The sequence below is a fragment of the Mesorhizobium sp. M4A.F.Ca.ET.090.04.2.1 genome, assembly GCF_003999085.1.
GTDB lineage: Bacteria > Pseudomonadota > Alphaproteobacteria > Rhizobiales > Rhizobiaceae > Mesorhizobium.
Window position 1 is genome coordinate 1 of record NZ_RZOT01000104.1, and the last position, 12,893, is coordinate 12,893.

General features: G+C 63.7%; 17 protein-coding genes and 1 pseudogene. 10 read left to right on the plus strand and 8 right to left on the minus strand.

Translation table 11 applies throughout. The annotated features are described in order from the left end of the window. Positions 1 to 249: pseudogene (locus EN781_RS10145) on the minus strand (hypothetical protein); the annotation flags it as partial. A 55-nt stretch (positions 250 to 304) separates the two neighbouring features. Then, positions 305 to 1,138, minus strand: coding sequence for a hypothetical protein (locus EN781_RS34230; protein WP_189347456.1), 834 nt, complete (start codon positions 1,136 to 1,138; stop codon positions 305 to 307). Between the two features lie 110 nt (positions 1,139 to 1,248). On the opposite strand from EN781_RS34230, the gene EN781_RS10160 reads away from it, so the two are divergent. Beyond that, the gene (locus EN781_RS10160; protein ID WP_126055585.1) at positions 1,249 to 2,217 is read left to right on the plus strand and encodes a LysR substrate-binding domain-containing protein; all 969 of its coding nucleotides are present in this window, start codon (positions 1,249 to 1,251) and stop codon (positions 2,215 to 2,217) included. A 324-nt stretch (positions 2,218 to 2,541) separates the two neighbouring features. Here the strand turns inward: EN781_RS10160 and EN781_RS34235 are convergent, their stop codons facing one another. Next, entirely contained in the window at positions 2,542 to 2,709 is a 168-nt protein-coding gene (locus tag EN781_RS34235; protein ID WP_189347458.1) for a hypothetical protein, read from the minus strand. 137 nt (positions 2,710 to 2,846) lie between these two features. Here EN781_RS34235 and EN781_RS34240 point away from each other — a divergent pair, with 137 nt between their 5' ends. The 5 genes from EN781_RS34240 (at position 2,847) to EN781_RS10180 (ending at position 6,657) form a co-directional block, all read left to right on the plus strand. Beyond that, positions 2,847 to 3,017: a hypothetical protein gene (locus EN781_RS34240; RefSeq protein ID WP_189347460.1), complete on the plus strand. Its 171-nt coding sequence runs from the start codon at positions 2,847 to 2,849 to the stop codon at positions 3,015 to 3,017. 77 nt (positions 3,018 to 3,094) lie between these two features. Beyond that, on the plus strand, positions 3,095 to 5,173 hold the full coding sequence (locus EN781_RS10165; RefSeq protein ID WP_126055586.1) for an ATP-dependent helicase: 2,079 nt from the start codon (positions 3,095 to 3,097) through the stop codon (positions 5,171 to 5,173). A 404-nt stretch (positions 5,174 to 5,577) separates the two neighbouring features. Then, a complete protein-coding gene (locus EN781_RS10170; RefSeq protein WP_126055587.1) occupies positions 5,578 to 5,874 on the plus strand; it encodes a hypothetical protein in 297 nt (98 codons plus the stop codon). A 67-nt stretch (positions 5,875 to 5,941) separates the two neighbouring features. Then, the gene (locus EN781_RS10175) at positions 5,942 to 6,121 is read left to right on the plus strand and encodes a hypothetical protein (RefSeq protein ID WP_126055588.1); all 180 of its coding nucleotides are present in this window, start codon (positions 5,942 to 5,944) and stop codon (positions 6,119 to 6,121) included. A gap of 233 nt (positions 6,122 to 6,354) precedes the next feature. Next, positions 6,355 to 6,657 carry a DUF982 domain-containing protein gene (locus EN781_RS10180; RefSeq protein ID WP_126055589.1) on the plus strand — a complete coding sequence of 101 codons (303 nt, stop codon included), beginning with the start codon at positions 6,355 to 6,357 and terminating at the stop codon, positions 6,655 to 6,657. Positions 6,658 to 6,758: 101 nt separating this feature from the next. Here EN781_RS10180 and EN781_RS10185 read toward each other — a convergent pair whose 3' ends face one another. The 3 genes from EN781_RS10185 to EN781_RS10195 form a co-directional block, all read right to left on the minus strand. Then, positions 6,759 to 7,547, minus strand: coding sequence for a GGDEF domain-containing protein (locus EN781_RS10185; RefSeq protein ID WP_126055590.1), 789 nt, complete (start codon positions 7,545 to 7,547; stop codon positions 6,759 to 6,761). Positions 7,548 to 7,784: 237 nt separating this feature from the next. Then, positions 7,785 to 8,360 carry a hypothetical protein gene (locus EN781_RS10190; RefSeq protein ID WP_126055591.1) on the minus strand — a complete coding sequence of 192 codons (576 nt, stop codon included), beginning with the start codon at positions 8,358 to 8,360 and terminating at the stop codon, positions 7,785 to 7,787. A gap of 225 nt (positions 8,361 to 8,585) precedes the next feature. Continuing rightward, entirely contained in the window at positions 8,586 to 9,098 is a 513-nt protein-coding gene (locus EN781_RS10195; RefSeq protein WP_126055592.1) for a DinB family protein, read from the minus strand. 272 nt (positions 9,099 to 9,370) lie between these two features. On the opposite strand from EN781_RS10195, the gene bluB reads away from it, so the two are divergent. Continuing rightward, positions 9,371 to 10,006 (plus strand): 5,6-dimethylbenzimidazole synthase, encoded by a 636-nt coding sequence (gene bluB / locus EN781_RS10200; protein ID WP_126055593.1) that lies wholly within the window; start codon positions 9,371 to 9,373, stop codon positions 10,004 to 10,006. A 96-nt stretch (positions 10,007 to 10,102) separates the two neighbouring features. On the opposite strand, the gene EN781_RS10205 is transcribed toward bluB, so the two are convergent. Then, a complete protein-coding gene (locus EN781_RS10205; RefSeq protein WP_126055594.1) occupies positions 10,103 to 10,309 on the minus strand; it encodes a hypothetical protein in 207 nt (68 codons plus the stop codon). Positions 10,310 to 10,488: 179 nt separating this feature from the next. Here EN781_RS10205 and ndk point away from each other — a divergent pair, with 179 nt between their 5' ends. Both ndk and EN781_RS35795 read left to right on the plus strand, forming a co-directional pair. Then, positions 10,489 to 10,911, plus strand: coding sequence for a nucleoside-diphosphate kinase (gene ndk / locus EN781_RS10210; protein ID WP_126055595.1), 423 nt, complete (start codon positions 10,489 to 10,491; stop codon positions 10,909 to 10,911). Positions 10,912 to 11,508: 597 nt separating this feature from the next. After that, positions 11,509 to 11,616, plus strand: coding sequence for a class I SAM-dependent methyltransferase (locus EN781_RS35795; RefSeq protein WP_281033057.1), 108 nt, complete (start codon positions 11,509 to 11,511; stop codon positions 11,614 to 11,616). A 59-nt stretch (positions 11,617 to 11,675) separates the two neighbouring features. Here EN781_RS35795 and EN781_RS10220 read toward each other — a convergent pair whose 3' ends face one another. After that, positions 11,676 to 11,939: a hypothetical protein gene (locus EN781_RS10220; RefSeq protein WP_126055596.1), complete on the minus strand. Its 264-nt coding sequence runs from the start codon at positions 11,937 to 11,939 to the stop codon at positions 11,676 to 11,678. Between the two features lie 237 nt (positions 11,940 to 12,176). On the opposite strand from EN781_RS10220, the gene EN781_RS10225 reads away from it, so the two are divergent. After that, positions 12,177 to 12,893 (plus strand): hypothetical protein (locus tag EN781_RS10225; RefSeq protein WP_145965473.1); only part of this gene is annotated, 717 nt, incomplete at its 3' end.

Consider the following 12,893-nt stretch of genomic DNA (forward strand, 5'->3'; position numbering starts at 1 on the left):
CGCCGATCCACCTTCTCCCCTAAGGGGAGAAGGCAAGGTGCGCAGCCTGATCAGCGCAAAGACCAGCGCGGCGCCGGTGAATTGCAGGAACTGCACCAGCGACACCGGATGATTTTCAAGCAGCGACTTGCCGACCAGCGCATTGGTCGACCACAGCGCCACCGCGCCTGCGGCAAAGGCCAGCGCGGCCGCGGGAGCCGTTCCATCCCGGACGATCCGGGATGGCGTCCTGTTTTCCTGCCTGGCCATGAGCTGTTCCGAATTGTGGATCAGTAAAGCAAGCCGGTTCCCGCCCATGACCTCATTACCATGATTCCCTGGCACCGCCGGAGACCGGTTCGGTGACCGGCTGCGGCGCGGGATGTTGTTCGGCAAAACGGCGATAGGCCGGCAGCTGATTGTTCCAGACGTCATCGGCCAGCTCGTTCACCCATTCGCGGTCATGATCGTTGTCGGCGGCGAGGTAGAACATCCGGTTGTCGTCGACATAGGGTTTTGCGACCGAACGCTGGTTGAGCACCAGGGTGACGCGCGAGCCGAGCTGGATGGGCGCCGTGCGGTGCAGCACGCCGAGGAACTGGCCGAGCGTCGCGTAGTTCATCTTGTGGTCGATGCGCATGATGCGGTTGCGCGGGATCTCGCGTCCGGATTCCAGGATCGCCCGCCCGGTCTCGGAATCATCGCAATAGATCTCCAGATGACCGCCGATCAGCGGATCGCTGATCGACAGCGGGATGAGCTCGGTGACCGGCACGCCGTCGCAATGCCATTCGACGGCACCGTCCTTGGGATTCATGAAGGTGACCGTCGAGCCGACGATCGACAGCGGATAGGGCTCGAGCTTGGTGCCCATCATGTCGGAGAGCCGCTCCAAGCGGAGCTTGTCGTTCAGCAGTTCCTTGATCTCGGGAATGTAACGGTCGGCGCCGGTGATGAAGGTAAGATCGAGATGCTTGTGGATGGCGTGGCTGGACTTCAGCTTCAACGCGGCCTCCTCGATCGCGGCAAGCAGCGCCGGGTCGTAGCCGTGCAGATACTGCGCGACGCCGAAGCTCGACACTTTCCAGGCGGTGTCGTGGCCGATGATGGCTTCACGGCTCATCGCATAGCGCAGTTCGGGGATGGTATGGGCGTTCATTCTACTTCTCCAGGTGGGGGCAACACTTGGTAAACAGTCGATTAATCCGCCCACCCCTGTAAATTTAGGAATGCTGGTGCTACCGTAAGCCCAGCTTAAGGTCGAAAACGGTGCGTCTGCTCAGTCAGGTCAACCTCAATTCGCTGAAGATCGTCGAGAGTGCTGCCAGGCACGGGAACTTCACGCGCGCCGGCGAAGAACAGTTCATCACCGCCTCGGCAGTCAGCCAGCGCGTCAAAAGCCTGGAAGATCAGTTGCGCTTCAAGATCTTCCAGCGCGGCGGCAACGCCGTGTCGCTGACGCCGGAAGGCGAGACCTATGTGTCGCGGGTGCGCGAAGCCCTGGAGCGGATCGTGGCGGCGAGCATGGAAGCGACCGGGCAATCACAGGCGCATGTGCTCAAGATCTCGGTGCTGCCAACCTTCGCAGCGCGCTGGCTGTTCCCGCGCCTGCCGATGTTCCAGCGGCAATATCCAGACATCGAGATGCGCGTCTCGACCTCCTACGCCACGCATGAGTTCGCGACCTCGGAGATAGATCTCGAAATACGCTATGGCGACGGCAGCTTCCCCGGGCTGCAGGCGGACCTTTTGTTCAAGGAAGACCTGACGCCGGTGTGCAGCAGGAAACTCTTCCACGAGATCCTCGGCGACAAGCCGCTGTCGAAGGTGACGCCGGATGATCTTCGGCATTTCACGCTCCTCCATTCCGACACCTGCACCCAGAACTGGCAGTCATGGCTTGCCTTTGCCGGGGCGAGCTTCGTGCTCGGCGAGACCAAGAGCATATATTTCGATTCCTGCATGATGTCCTACGAGGCGGCCAATGCAGGCCTGGGCTTTGCCGTCGCCAACCGCGCCTATATGGCGAGCGACATCCGCGCCGAGCGGCTGGTGGCACCGTTCGCGGTGCATCACCCCAACACCGCCGGCTGGTACTTCGTCAGCCCCGATACCCAGCACGCGGCGCGCAAGGTTGTGCTGTTCAAGCAATGGGTGATGGCGGAGGCGGCGCTGACTCAGCGCCAGCTGGACCTTGAGATCGCCGGGGTGCCAGTGAGGCGGGCGGCGATGGCTTGAGACAGCCGCTCGCTCATTTTTGAGGCTATACTTCACACTATGTGGGCAACCATCAGGTACAAATGACGATGCCCTGTCGCAACTCTGGGTTTTTGTTGTAGATTTCACACAATACACGAATTTTCAGACGAATTTCACACAATTCGAGAAGTCTTCCCCAACCCATCCCCTGACCTGGCGGCAAGACTCAGCTATAGTCTGTTTTGCGGCGGGCCTGACTTTCCCGCTTGGCCGGCGCTTTCCGCTTCCTCCCAAGCAGCGCCGGCCTTCTTCTTGCAGCGCCTGTGGTCATCTCGCCGCGCCGATCGCTTCATGAGCGGCGCGTCACTGCGCCGGCGGCGTCCCCTGCTGGTCGCCGCCAGTTGTGGACTTCGGCACCGGGTTCTTGTCGACCTGCGGATTCTGGTCGACGGGCGCCTTGGTCGGCTGGACATTGTTGTCGCAGGCGGCGAGCGCGAGCCCCAAAGCCAGCAGCATCGGAAGCTTCATCATGACAACCTCCTCTCGTTCGCCCCTTTTATGAGGGCAAACGAGGGGATGGCTGATTGGTTGCACTTCGAGCAGGTGGCGAGGAAGACGGCGGAACAAAATGCCCCCTCCCCGGTTGGTCCGCCGAAGGAGAATTGATCATGTTCCGTCTGCTGATTGTTGGCCTGTTCGCCTATGCGACCTACCGCTTCGCCAAGAAGGTCATCGACGAGGTGCCCGACAGCTTCGAGCCACTGCCGCTGCCGGAGGATGAGGAACGCCGGTCGCTGCGGCGCCAGTCGGCGGCAATGGGCGTAGAGACACGGCGGTAGGCAAGCCAAACTCCCCTGGCGGAGATTGGCAGCGTCGCAACCATTGCGAACAAAGCGGAAACGATGCTTGATGGGCGATGAACCTCGCCATCCGTGATTCGTCTTTCCGGCCTGCCTATCTCGACAAGCTCAATGCCGAGCAGCGGCTGGCCGTCGAGCATGGCGACGGCCAGGTCGCGCCGCCGCTGCTGGTCATCGCCGGCGCCGGTTCCGGCAAGACAAGCACGCTCGCGCATCGCGTGGCGCATCTGATCGTCAAGGGCGCTGATCCGCGCCGGATCCTGTTGATGACCTTTTCCCGTCGCGCTGCATCTGAAATGGCCAAGCGCGTCGAGCGGATCGCCGGCGAGGTGCTGGGGCGCGACGCTTCCGTCATCGCCGACGCGCTCTTCTGGGCCGGCACCTTCCACGGCATTGGCGCCAGGCTCTTGCGCGACTATGCGCTGGAGATCGGCCTCAACCCCGCCTTCACCATCCATGACCGCGAGGATTCCGCCGACCTGATGAACCTTGCCCGGCACGAGCTTGGCTTCTCCAAGACCGAGGGCCGCTTCCCGACCAAGGGCACCTGCCTGCAGATCTATTCGCGCGCCGTCAACGCGCAGACGCCGCTCGGCGAGGTGCTGGGCGCGGTGTTTCCGTGGTGCGCTGGCTGGGCAGACCAGCTCAAGGAACTGTTTTCGGCCTATGTCGAGGCCAAGCAGGCACAGAACGTGCTCGATTACGACGACCTGCTGCTTTACTGGGCGCAGATGGCGACCGAGCCGGAGATCGCGGCGCATCTGTCGTCGCGCTTCGACCATGTGCTGGTCGACGAATACCAGGACACCAACCGGCTGCAGGCGTCGATCCTGACGGCGCTGAAGCCCGACGGCTCCGGGCTGACCGTGGTCGGCGACGACGCGCAGTCGATCTACTCGTTCCGCGCCGCGGAAGTGCGCAACATCCTCGACTTCCCAAAGCAGTTCGCCCGGCAAGCGTCGATCGTCACGCTGGAGCGCAACTACCGCTCGACCGAGACGATCCTGGCGGCGGCCAATGCGGTGATCGGCGAGGCTTCCGAGCGCTTCACCAAGAACCTGTGGAGCGAGCGCAGATCGTCCGAGAAGCCGCTCCTGGTCAGCGTGCGCGACGAGGCCGAACAGGCGAGCTATGTCTGCCAGGCGATCCTCGCCGAGCGCGAGGCCGGCACGGCGCTGAAGTCGCAGGCGGTGCTGTTCCGCGCCTCGCATCACAGCGGGCCGCTGGAGATCGAGCTGACGCGCCGCAACATCCCCTTCGTCAAGTTCGGCGGGCTGAAGTTCCTCGACGCCGCCCATGTCAAGGACATGCTGGCGGTGCTGCGCTTTGCCGAAAATCCGCGCGACCGCGTCGCCGGCTTCCGCGTGCTGCAGCTGTTGCCGGGGATCGGCCCGTCGGCCGCCGCGCAGATCGTCGAGACGATGGCGACATCGCTCGACGAGGCGATGGGGCTTGCCCGCTACCGGCCGCCGCAGCGCGCGGCCGAGGACTGGCCTCCCTTCCTGTCGCTCTACGAAGGCCTGCGCGCGGGCGCCAAGTGGCCGGCAGACCTGGAACGGATCAGGCTCTGGTACGAGCCGCATCTCGAGCGCATACATGAGGACGCGACGATGCGCCGCGCCGATCTCCTACAGCTCGAGCAGATCGCCTCCGGTTACCCGTCGCGCGAGCGTTTTCTCACCGAGCTGACGCTCGATCCGCCTGACGCAACCAGCGACGAGGCCGGCCCTCCGCATCGCGACGAAGACTATCTCATCCTGTCGACCATCCATTCGGCCAAGGGCCAGGAATGGAAGAACGTCTTCGTGCTCAACACAGTCGACGGCTGCATCCCGAGCGACCTCGGTGTCGGCAGCAAGGAGGACATCGAGGAGGAGCGGCGCCTGCTCTATGTGGCGATGACGCGGGCCAGGGACACGTTGCATCTCGTCATGCCGCAGCGTTTCTTCGTGCACGGCCAGGCGGCGCGCGGCGACCGCCATGTCTATGCCGCGCGCAGCCGCTTCATCCCAGCCTCGATGCTGAATGCCTTCGAGCAGACGTCCTGGGCGAGCGTGCAGGCGAAGGACGATCCGCGCCGCCAGCCGCAGGTCCGCGTCGACCTCGGCCAGCGCATGCGCGGCATGTGGAAATAGGCGAGATCTTGCCTGCGGCATGCCTGTAGCGGCGGTGGCGTGATCTTGCTTTCCTGCACCCGGCACAGACACCCCAGTCGTGCAGACATGGCCCAATGCACCGCCGCGCTGCCAGGCAGACTGCGGGGAAGCGGCATGATCGGCAGATGCCGCCCGTTGATGCGGCGACGCCCTGCGCCATCGCTGACGGGAACCAGCTGGCATCTGTGCGCGTGACGCGCGTGACCGGCGCCTATGCCGTTTCCATGGATTGTCTGGTCCTCCATGCCCCGGATGCGACGGACTGATTGGGTCCGCATCGCGCCGGGCCTCACGAAACGTGTCAGGGGCCCGCTCCATCGCGATGGAACCATCCACCGCCGGACGGGTTTCCGTTAGCGGGACCTAATGCAAAGGAGGCAATGATGAACAAGCTGATCCTCGCGGCCATGCTTGGCCTGGCAACGCTGGCGCCGACTGCAATTCCGGCGCAGGCGGCAAGCCTGACGATCACCACCGACGACGGCACACGCTACAGCGACGACTATTCCTGGCGCCGCCATCATCGCCATTATGCCATGCGTGACTATGATCGTGACTATCGGCCCCATTGGCGCCATCACGACCGCGACCGCTGCAAGGTCCGGGTGCACAAGCGCTGGCACCACCACCGCCTCGTGATCAAGCGGGTGTGGAGCTGCGGCTGGCACCGGGGCTGGTGACATCGGGGGATGGGCGCGAACCACGGCTAGAGGCCGGTGAGCGCCCGCCCGCCGAGGGAGGGCTCAAATGCGCTTAGTTCCCAGCAGCATGAGCCGTCGGCAGCGGCTTGGCCAATTGGCCGGACGGCTGTTCGTCAATGTCGTTGCCGCACTTGTTGCCGGCGTCGCCATCCTCTTCCTGGCGCTGTCGACGCACCATCCGGGGCCATCCGCGCCGGACCAGTTCATAACGACCGCGGCGCCATGACATTGGCCGGAGTCCATCTATCGTCGTAGCGCAGCGCTTCGACCAGCACAGCAAAGGCCGGCGAGGACCGGGCAGTGAGAAAAGGGGAACCCACTAACCCTTCTGCCCTTCTGCCCTTCTGCCCTCTGCCCTGAAAATCATGGAACCTCCCGCCGCCTTCCGCGTTCCTTGGCGTTCGACCCCCGACCGGAGAGCGGCGCCCGCCATCTCCGCCCCAAACCCAAGAGGCCAGAATGCACGACAGGACGTTCTTCACCCCGGTCGCCCTCACCGTAGGCGCCGGCCACAAGCGCATGATCGCGTCACTGTTCGACATGCATGAATTCCTGACAGAATTCCCGCCGTCGCGGCGGCGGCTGAGCTATGGTGCCGCGGTGAAGGCCTGCGAGGCCGCGCGGGCCGGAGGAATCTCCGCTGAGGCGGCACGCGATGCGCTGATCACCTTCGCGGTTACGGCAGGCATCCTCTGGCCCGCCGCCCAGCCCGCCGTCTCGGTCAAGCCGGTGGCGCGCAGCTTTGGCGGCTATGCGGCATGAAGTGAGTGAGTAGCGAATAGGGAACAGCGAGTAGGGACGGCAATGAATGCGCCAGCCGGCGCACAGCCATTCGCTATTCGCTACGCACTATTTGCTACTTCTCAATGAACCGTCGCGGCGTCGTCGGTCAGCGTGCCAAGCAGCGCGGCCGTCGCGAAGCTGACCTGGTCGCGGCCGTTCGACTTTGCCTTGTAGAGGTGGCTGTCGGCCGTCCGGTACATGTCGGCATAGGTGGTGTTGCCGCTGAAGGCGACGCCGCCGATGCTAACCGAAAGCGGACAAGGCCGGCCGTCGGGCGAGAATTCCACCTCGCGGATGCGCCGCCTGATCCCTTCGGCGACCAGCCAGGACTGCGACGCGTCGGCGCCGGGCAGAAAGACCGCGAACTCCTCGCCGCCGATGCGGCCGACAATGTCGGCGCCGCGCAGTTGGCCCTTGATCGTCTTGGCGATCAGCTTCAGCGCCTGGTCGCCGCAATCATGTCCGAGACGGTCGTTGATGGTCTTGAAATGATCGGCATCGACGATCAGGAAGGCGCCGGCATCGACGACCGCCTGGCTGCGGGCCTGATCGAGATAGGCCTCGACGAGCATCGAGAAGGCGCCGCGGTTGAACACCGCCGTCAGACTGTCGGTGGCCGCGACGATGCTCAGCGCCTTCTGCGCGACGGCCAACTGGCGCATCTTGAACATCAGGAAGAAGAAGAACGATCCCGCCAGCACGAGCGGCAGCAAAAGGTCCGTCATCTGCGCCCGCCACAGCGCATCGGGCGACAGCAAGGGAAAATTGTAGGAATCGACGAAAAAGGCCGCGGCGATGCAGACCGCCGTGCCGGCAATGGTGACCGCGATGACCCTGCCCCAGCTCGTCGGGGACAAATCGATGCGCATTCCCTTGCTCCACTACAACTGGCCTATCTTGCAGCCGGAGCGCAAACGAATTCCTAACATATTAGTTGCAATTCAAATGTGGTTAACCGCCTGTCGAAGGGCGACCGCCAGCTGTAATGCGCAAAAGGCCCGCCACCTCGTTAGCGCCTGGATAGCGGGCCTTCCGACTGGCCGGAGGCCAGGAGAGTGCCGGCGCACGGCCTCACGGCTGGTTCGACACCCCCCTCGCCGGAAATGTCAGTGCCGCGCGATCATCAGGCAGAGCTGCCGCAGGTCGCGATCATAGGTGCCTTCGCTGCTGAGCACGTCGACGCAGCGCTTCTTCATCCGTGCCAGTTGGCCGCTCGACATTTCGGCGACAACGGAGGCCAGGTTCGGAGTTCCGGGCGGAGTCGCGCCGGGAGCTCCAGGAACGGTGCCGCCAACACCGACATTGGCGCCAACGCTCGTGCCGCCGAGCGTCACGCCGGCCGCGCTGTTGGTGCCGTTGCCCAAGGTCGCAGTGGCTCCGGCGCCGTTGGTGCCGCCGATGGATGCCGTAGCCGTGGAATCGCTCCCGCCGATGGTGGCGGCCCCATTGGCGCCACCCGAGCCGCCGATCGAAACGCTGGCGCTGGTGTTGCTGCCACCGAAAGATGCATTTGCGTCAGCCCCATCTGGGCCGCCCGCATTGGCGTCGGCGCTGTTGCCGCCAACGGATACGCCGCCAAGTCCACCAAGCCCGACGCTTTGCGCGTTCGCCGGCATGGCAAGAACAACGATGATTGCACCACTCGCCAATGTGCTGGCGAATCTCTTTACGATACTAGCCATAACACTCTCCTGTGTGGTTACTACTTCTGCATTGCAGCATTGTGCAACTTAAACGCACGTTCGTTCTTCGAAAAGATACGTGGAGAGTGGTGTTTTGGTTTCTTTAGCTCGTGCTCATATCACGAATCGTAGTTTTCAATCGCTGCACTTCTGCTCGAAAGATTTAGACGAAATTTCTCTTATTTTAAATTTCAGGAACTTAAGCACCGGGTTCCTGCCGGGACGTCAGGCGTAAGCGCGGCCTTCCTCGCTGCGCTGGAACAGCACCAGGTCGAGCGGCACAGATGGTCGGCCAAGCACGGTCAGGATCATGTGCGCATGGCCGCGATGATGGGTCTGATGGTTGAAGAAATGGCTGAGCGCCGGCGCCAGCCGCTGCGAGATGGTGCGCATGTCCGAAAGGGTCATGTAGGAGAAGCGGCCGGCGAGCGCCTTTTCGCTCATGCCGTCGATCCAACTGATGATCCGCTTGTCTTCCGCTTCGCGCGCCAGCCTGAGAACGGACAGGGCGCGGTGGACAATCCTGTCGATACTCGCCGGCGCGTCGCCCTCGCCGCTGAAGCGCTTCATCCAGACGCGGTCAGCGACCAGGAGATGGTTGAGCGTTCCCATCATCGAGCCGAAGAAGGCACCGACATCGCGCTCGAACTCCGCGTCATCGAGATCGGCGGCGGCATCGTAGATGCGGCCGTTGGCCCACTGGTTGTAGGCTGCAAACATCATGAAATGCTGTTTCATCTCTCCGTCCTCGCTCGCGTTCCAGTTCAGGCCTACCTAAACCCTTGGAGGATTCGCGCCAATGACGATTCTGGGCGAGTAAGGGAATAGGGCAGTAGGGAAGATAGGGAGGGATACCTACTGCCCCACTGCCCCTACCACCTCCTCCCTCCCCAAATGCGACAAAGTGGACGTGCCTGCGTCGCTTCGCGTGCCTCACCGCCGCCTTGATCGGGGCAAAGAAAGAAGCAGCCGGGCAGACCCGGGCAATCACACGAAGGCAGCGCTGCGGCATGGCATCAGCCCCGGATTTCTCCGACGAATTTCGCCTCGGGCTCATCACCTTGATGCAGTGGCGCCGGGACGTCAGGCGTTTCAAGACGGCGCCGCTTGACGACGGGACGCTGGAACGGTTGCTGGCGCTGGCCAGCATCGCGCCATCCGTAGGCCTCAGCCAGCCCTGGCGCTTCGTCGTGGTCGACGCCCCAGAGCGCCGCGGGGCCGTGCGAGCCTGTTTCGAGCATTGCAATGCCGAAGCGCTGCAATGTTTTTCCGGCGAGCGGGCGGCGCTCTATGCGCGACTGAAGCTCGCTGGGCTGGCCGAGGCGCCCTGCCAGTTCGCGGTCTTCGCCGACCGCACGACGGCGCAAGGCCATGGGCTCGGCCGCCTGACGATGCCCGCCACCATCGACTATTCGGCGGTCATGGCGGTTCACACGCTGTGGCTGGCGGCTCGCGCCGAAGGCATAGGCATGGGCTGGGTGTCGATCCTCGATCCGGCCGAGATCGCCCGCATCCTCGACACGCCGCCGGAATGGACGCTGATCGGCTATTTCTGCCTGGGCTACCCCAGCGAGGAGGATTGCGTGCCGACGCTGGAGCGTGAGGGCTGGGAACAACGGCGCCCGGCAGTGATCCTCAGGCGATAGCGCGCCTCGGCGTTTTGAAGAACGCTGAACCACTCCAGATATTTGTCCTACGCAAGCCCGAACGAAAAACCGCTACACACTTTTCCTGGAATCCGGTCACTTCGCCGCATCCTTGTCGACGAGCCTGACGCAGATCGGATCGCCCTGCTCCATGCGGGCGCACTGCCATTCCGGGCCGAAGCCGAAATTCTCGCGCGATCCCATTCCGGGATGGAGCAGCAGGACGAAGGCCACGGCACCGAGGAGGACGGCGACAAGCAGGATGCCGGCTACATCCCCGCGTCTCAGATAGGGCCAGTTCATCTCGCGCCGCGCCCGGCTTCCTTCGTTCCTGTCCCGAGCCTCCATTGTCGCGCAAAGCGCCGCCCTTGGCTAGAACGCCGCCGGCAAGTGCTTCCCTTGGCGCTCCCCTTGGCAAGGGGCGAAGCGGCTTGTATAGAGCCCGCCACCCCGCAATCCATTCTCATCACAAGGACGACCCAATGGCGATCGAACGCACCTTTTCCATGATCAAGCCGGACGCGACCCGGCGCAACCTGACCGGCGCCATCACCAAGATGCTGGAAGACGCCGGCCTGCGCGTCGTCGCCTCCCGCCGGGTGTGGATGAGCCGCCGCGAGGCGGAAGGCTTCTACGCGGTGCACAAGGAACGCCCGTTCTTCGGCGAACTGGTGGAGTTCATGTCCTCGGGCCCGACCATCGTGCAGGTGCTGGAAGGCGAGAACGCGATCGTCAAGAACCGCGACGTGATGGGCGCCACCAACCCGGCCAACGCCGCCGACGGTACCATCCGCAAGGTACATGCGCTGTCGATTGGCGAGAACTCCGTGCACGGTTCCGACGCACCGGAGACCGCGGCGCAGGAGATCAGGTACTGGTTCTCCGACACCGAGATCGTCGGCTGAACCTTCAGCACGACGAGTGATTGAAGGCGGCAGCCGGTCGGACCGGCGCCGCCTTTTCGATTCCTGAGGGGTGGACAGACCCGCCGGTCGCGCTAGGTTGATGCCATCGGTGATAACTTCCCAAGGGCATCGCCGGCTGTGAGTGACTATCGCGCTTCCGCCCCTCCAACCTGAAGCGGGCGATGATCAATCCCAAGGTTTCCACCAGCGGCGTCGCCTACCCTGACGACCTTGTCCTGCTGAAGCGTATCTATGACCGCATCTGCCAGGAGCGGGGCATCGGCACCGGCAGCCCCGAAGCCGCGGACCTTGCCGCGCAAGCGATGGCGCTGGATCTTCGACGAAGACGAAATCAGCCGAAGCCTCTCCAGTCAGTAGTGCCTGCCGGGAATTTCCGGCTTGGATTGAAGCGGCGATCGAGACATTCCAGCAGGCCAGGCCGACCAGCGCCATTCCCGGCTTCTTCCAAGGCACCGAAATGCCGTCGAGCACCTGGTGGGAGGCGTTATGGCCAGACCCCGCCGGTGTGCTGAGATCCGGCACGGAGGCGATCGACCTTTGCTGCGGCGACGGTTGGTTCACCTTGCCGATGGCGGCATGGCCCGGCACGTCGTTGGCATCGACATCGATGCCAGCCAGTTGGAGGCCGCCCGGCGGCGGCTGACTTACCACTATGGCGCGCTTTTCGAGAAGGCAAAGGGCTGAGCGCAACCGTTGCCGGACCTACGCAGCGGATGCCCGCCGCCCCTCGCGGCGGATTCCCGTCATTTCGGTTGGCGCTCCTTCACATTCGCATGCTCGTTCGCCGCTTCCGTGTCGGTTGCCGGCGTCTGGGTATCGGCGCCGACAAACGGACTGCCCTGCCCGGGCGCGAGGTCGCCGCTGTGACCGGCCTTGTTGGGCTGCAAGGCCTGGCTGTCGGGACTGAGGCCATGCTGGAGGGCCGTGACCAGATGGTCGTCCGCCCTGGCCATGCCAGCGAAGGCAATCAGCGATGTGGCTGCAAGGATAAGCGCGTGCTTTTTCATATCTGGACTCCTTTGAGTGGCCAGATCGAGCCGCTTTCGATCCGGGCGACTTCAGTGAGGGACGTATCCCTTTTGCCTGCCCGCCATATGGAAGGAAACGCTCAGCGCGGTCGGATTATTCCGGCGATAGTCTCGCAGCCGCCCCCAGGAGGACGATATGGCCAGCCATTCCGGCCTTCGCCGATCGGTGGTATCTTTGACGCGTGTGGTAGCCCATCCATCGTCAGGTAGACTCTTATGGCTGCCGATCGGGGAATCGCGTCCGCGATCGAGAATTGCTACGACGCCGCGTTCGAATTCGGGCGGTGGCCGCAAGCGCTGCAAAACCTTGCCGATTCCCTGGGGACGACGAGTTGCGTCATCCGCGTCCGTGATGACACGCACCCTTTTCGGAGCGATCAGCGCAACCGGACCAGGCCGACCCCGGACTCGACAGAGCACGCTGAATTCGCGGCGCTCTGGCTCGAAAACATCGAAGGCGCTCCCGACCCACATCCGGAGAGGGCAGAGCGGCTTTCGAAGCCCGCAATTTGCTTCACAGTCGAGGACGAAATCACCACGCCTGAGGAGCGGAGGTTTCTGCCCTACTATCAGGAAATAGCCGGTCCAGGACATCGTGAGTGGTGGGCGGCCGTTTGCTTCCCGGTGAAGAAGCGCAGATGGGTTCTGTCGATGTACCGCGACGCCCGCAGCGGGCCATTCGATCCGTCCGCGGCCGATCATTTCCTGCGCGCGGCGCCGGACCTCAGCCGGGTCATCAGCCTGGCCGAGAAGATCTGGGAGATTTCGCTCGACCCGACCCTGGCCGTCCTCGATCAGTTCAATTTTGGCGCGGCGCTGCTCGACTGCCACGGGCGCCTGACGCGTTGCAACGAGCATGCGGATGCACTGCTCGGCTCGGGCCTCGTAGTTCGCCATGGCCACATCCACGCAGCCGACCGGGAGAGCGATTCC